Below are 3,923 nucleotides of genomic sequence, written 5' to 3' on the forward strand. Positions count from 1 at the left end.
CCCAAGTGGCAAAGAAAAAGCCGACCTTGCGGTCGGCAAGCGGCAAAGAAAAAGCCGACCTTACGGTCGGCTTGGAGTAGGACGGGCCGAGGGGTTTGGGGGGACTTGGGGATGGCCCGTCGCAGCAATAATGCCTGACCCGGATGATGGTTCCATGACTGTGTCGCTTTTTTAAGAAATATTTGACGCCATGCGTTGCGAGCGCGCCATCAGCCAATCCCGCCCCGCATGGGCGAACACTGCGGTGAGCACGACGGCGCCGCCGATCATGCTGGCGGCTGGTGCAATCTCGCCCAGGAACAGGAAGGCAAACAGGATCGCGAACGGCACTTCGGCCGAACCGAGAAGCCCGGATTCGGCCGGCGGGATGAGTCGTGCGCCCTCCGTCCACAGGATCGAGGACAGCGCGAAGGACGCGCCGAAAGTGGTGAGCAGAACGGCATCTCTCGGCGAAACCGCCAGCGGATCGGTGACGAACCAACCGAGCACGAACAACAGGAATGCCGACACCGCACCGGCCCACACCACGGGCGTGTCGCGGAAGGCGCGAACCATGATCATGTAAAGGCCGCTGCCGATGGTCATCAGCAGTGCCAGTCCGTCGCCGAACAGATTGCCGGTGCCGAAGCCGGACCAGACCATGATCGCCACGCCGCACAGCGACACTGCGGCGGCGACCATCGTCTGCAACCGGAAGGGTTCGCGCGTCAGAACCCAGGCCAGCAGCGCCGTGACGAAAGGTGCTGTGGCATAGATGACAGCGACATTGGCGACGAAGGTGAACTTGAACGCCGAGATGAAAGCGATGCTGGCCAGCGCGCCTTCCACCGCCAGCAGCCAGCCGCGCCAGCCAAGCCGCAGGGTCTCACGCCCACCGGAACGGTGACGCCGCCACAGCACATAGAAGCTGATCAGGATCGCGCCGACAAAGCCGCGCCAGCAGATGATGGTCAACGGGTCGGCGTGGATTGATTTCGTCAGCACGCCCGTCAGGGCGAAGACGGCGGCTGAGGACGACACCAGGATGATGCCGAGTGTCCGCTCCGCGGCGGTGTCGGTGGCGGCTGCAATCTCAGTCATGCCGCCAGCCTACGCCGCTTGGTCCTGACATCGTAGCGTCAGCAATCATGGCCATGCACATCATAGCCGTTTGCGGAAATGCTCGGTGCCGACGATCAGCAGGCCGGCGGCGACGATCAGCGCAGCGCCCAGGAAAACTTCGCGGCGCGGCACGTCGCCCCAGATCGCAAAGCCGAGTGCGAATGCCCACAATAGCGAGGTGTATTCCAGCGGCGCGAGAACCGAGGCCGGCGTGCGCTTCATGCCTTCGAAGAGAAGATACTGCGCCAGGCCGCCGAGTGCGCCGACGCTGGCAAGCAGCAGCAGCTGGGTCCAGTCGGGTGTCCGCCACCAAAGCAACGCCGGCACCGCCGAAAACAGCAGGAAATAGAAATTGTTGAGCAGGAGCTGGATCATCGAGCGCTCGGCAAGGGCGGTCCTGCGCAAGAGCACGATGGCGATGCCCCACAAGAAGGCGGCCGCCAGCACCAGCAGCACCGGCACGGACAGGCCGAGATGGGTCGGATCGCAAGCGATGAACACGCCGGCAAAGCCGATCAGCACCGCCAGCCAGCGCAGCATCGGCACTTTTTCGCCGAGCAGGAACACCGAAAGCACGGTGACGATGATCGGGGCCGCGTAATAAACGGTGGTCAGTTCGGCGAGCTGCAGGCTGCGCGCGGCGTTGTAGTAGCAGAGCCACGCAGCAAGCGTGAAGGCACTGCGCACCAGCATCGGCCGCACGATCGGCGAGCGCATCGTGTCGGCAAACAGCTGTCGTCCGCCGATCGCCGCGCACGCGCCCAGAATGGTGATGCTGCGGAAGAACATGATCTGCCAGACGCTCATGCCGACGACCAGCAGCTTGATCGAAGCATCCTGTGTCGAAAACAGCAGATAGGCCGCACCGGTCAGCAGGATGCCTGCAAGAACCCGCTCGCGTGTTTCGAGAATGGCGATATCGGCCATAAGGCGCGTGGGACCAAATTTGCCGGAGCGGCAGAAATGCTGTGAGGAGCGACACAAGGGAGCCGTGAATTCAACTCCCTTGGTACCAAGCTATACGGGCGAAAACCCCTGCGGCGCTACGCCAGTCCGGTGCTTATATTGGGGCACGGGTCCATGGCGAGCTGCACTGTCGCCAAGCCTACTGCGTCGCCTGATAAAGCTCCGAAGCGGCTTCTTTCAGCGCGCGCCGGCCGTCGGACCTGAAATACATCATGTGCCCGCCCTCGACGACATCGAGACGGATGGGCTTGGCATTGGCGAGCGACGGGATCTGGCTCACCAGGTAGCGCGAGGCGAGGTAAGGTGTCACCAGATCGGTGTAGCCGTTAACGATCACGACGCCGAGCGAAGGGTTCAGCGAGCGTGCGCGCTGCAGATCGTCCATCACCCCGGCATAGCCTTGCCGCGAGGCGCCGGTCCCGTAATCCCAATTGTGGCTGATTTCGCCATTGAGCAGCCGATAGCTGACATCGGTGCGAAAATGCAGTTCGTCGCTGATATAGCCGACGAATGCCGACGTCAGCGCCGGCACGCTGCGGTCGAGCACCGGATCCGGGCCGGCGATGCGGGCGCTCTCGGGCGCGATGTCGGCCGTGCCGATCGTGGCGTCATAGGGGCTGAGCACCTTGCCGCTGGCGCGGGCGAACTCCCTTGCGAACAGGCCGGTGGGGATGCGGGCGGAGTTCCGCTGCACCAGGTCGAGCGGCAGGCCGGTGATGTCAGCCACGCGTTGGCTGGCCAGCCGCCTGCCTTGCTCCAGTCCGCTGGTGATTGCCGTGAGGTAATCGCCCATCGCATAATGTTCGACGTCTGCCAGCTTCTCCCGCAACGCGTCGCCGCTGACGCCTTCGGCGCGCAGGCGCACCGCAGCCAGTGAAGGCAGTTCGAGCGCCCAATGCAGCGGCTCGAATTCGTCGGGCTGCACCAGCGTGAACTCCAGCGCCGGCGAGATCAGCACGATGCCGTTCGGACTGATGCCGATATCTTCCTGCAACGTCCTGGCGAGCAGCGCTGCGCGGAACCCGCCATAGCTTTCGCCGGCGAGGAACAGTGGCGACCCGGTGCGGCCGTTCTGCGCGAGATAGAGCCGGATGAAGGCGCCTATCGAGCTGGCATCCTGGTTTACGCCCCAGAAATCGCGCGTGTCCTGCCCCGGTGCCTCGCGGCTATAGCCTGTTCCCACCGGATCGACGAAGACGAGATCGGTCATGTCGAGCCAGCTGTCCGGATTGTCGATCAGTCTTTGCGGTGACGGCAGGAATTCGCCGTCGGCTCCCGTCGCGATTATCCGTGGACCGAGTGCGCCGATATGCAGATAGGCGGACGCTGCTCCAGGGCCGCCGTTGAACACGAAGGTGATCGGCCGCTGCTGGTCTTTGGCCCCGCTTGCCGGCGGCTCCAGTGTGTAGGCGACGTAGAAGATCTCCGCCGTGACGTCGCCCTTGCCCGATAGCAGCGACAGGGTCGCCGCCTTTGCCTGGTAATCCAGCTTGCGCCCGGCCAGCGTGATCGAATGGTTGGTGGTCTGCGGCGGCGGCAGCAGGGATAGCACGCCGCCCGAGGGCGCCGGCCGCTCCGCCGTTTCAGCCAGGACGGGCTGCGCCAGGACGGCGAGCATCGGCAGGATAAGGCAGATCAGTTTCAATTTGACCGGCATGATGGCTCCGCGACAACGACTCCCGCATAGGTATGGCCGAGAGGGTCGAAGTCAAAGGAAATGGCTGATTTGAACTTGCAACGGCTTGCGCTAGAGCCGGATGATTTCAGGTCGATCGACCTGAAATCTGAATCCGGCTCTAAATCAAACAGATGGAGCATGATGCCGTCCGAAAACCGCTTCACACTTTTCGGCATCA

3 protein-coding genes are annotated in these 3,923 nt (G+C 63.4%); all 3 read right to left on the bottom strand.

Annotated elements, in window-relative coordinates; translation table 11 throughout:
• Nucleotides 1-171 precede the first annotated feature (171 nt).
• Complete coding sequence (locus tag EN879_RS27020; protein ID WP_013532538.1) at nucleotides 172-1,080, bottom strand: DMT family transporter; 909 nt, start codon at nucleotides 1,078-1,080, stop codon at nucleotides 172-174.
• A 60-nt stretch (nucleotides 1,081-1,140) separates the two neighbouring features.
• The gene (locus EN879_RS27025; RefSeq protein WP_013532537.1) at nucleotides 1,141-2,028 is read right to left on the bottom strand and encodes a DMT family transporter; all 888 of its coding nucleotides are present in this window, start codon (nucleotides 2,026-2,028) and stop codon (nucleotides 1,141-1,143) included.
• Between the two features lie 178 nt (nucleotides 2,029-2,206).
• Entirely contained in the window at nucleotides 2,207-3,724 is a 1,518-nt protein-coding gene (locus EN879_RS27030) for an alpha/beta hydrolase (RefSeq protein WP_013532536.1), read from the bottom strand.
• Nucleotides 3,725-3,923 lie beyond the last annotated feature (199 nt).

The sequence above is a fragment of the Mesorhizobium sp. M7A.F.Ca.AU.002.02.1.1 genome, assembly GCF_003998535.1.
In the GTDB taxonomy this organism is placed as follows: Bacteria; Pseudomonadota; Alphaproteobacteria; order Rhizobiales; family Rhizobiaceae; genus Mesorhizobium; species Mesorhizobium ciceri.

Excerpts from the sequence above, each read along its gene's own strand:
- EN879_RS27020 (WP_013532538.1), bottom strand. The coding sequence starts at position 1,080 with ATGACTGAGATTGCAGCCGCCACCGACACCGCCGCGGAGCGGACACTC.
- EN879_RS27025 (WP_013532537.1), bottom strand. The coding sequence starts at position 2,028 with ATGGCCGATATCGCCATTCTCGAAACACGCGAGCGGGTTCTTGCAGGC.
- EN879_RS27030 (WP_013532536.1), bottom strand. The coding sequence starts at position 3,724 with ATGCCGGTCAAATTGAAACTGATCTGCCTTATCCTGCCGATGCTCGCC.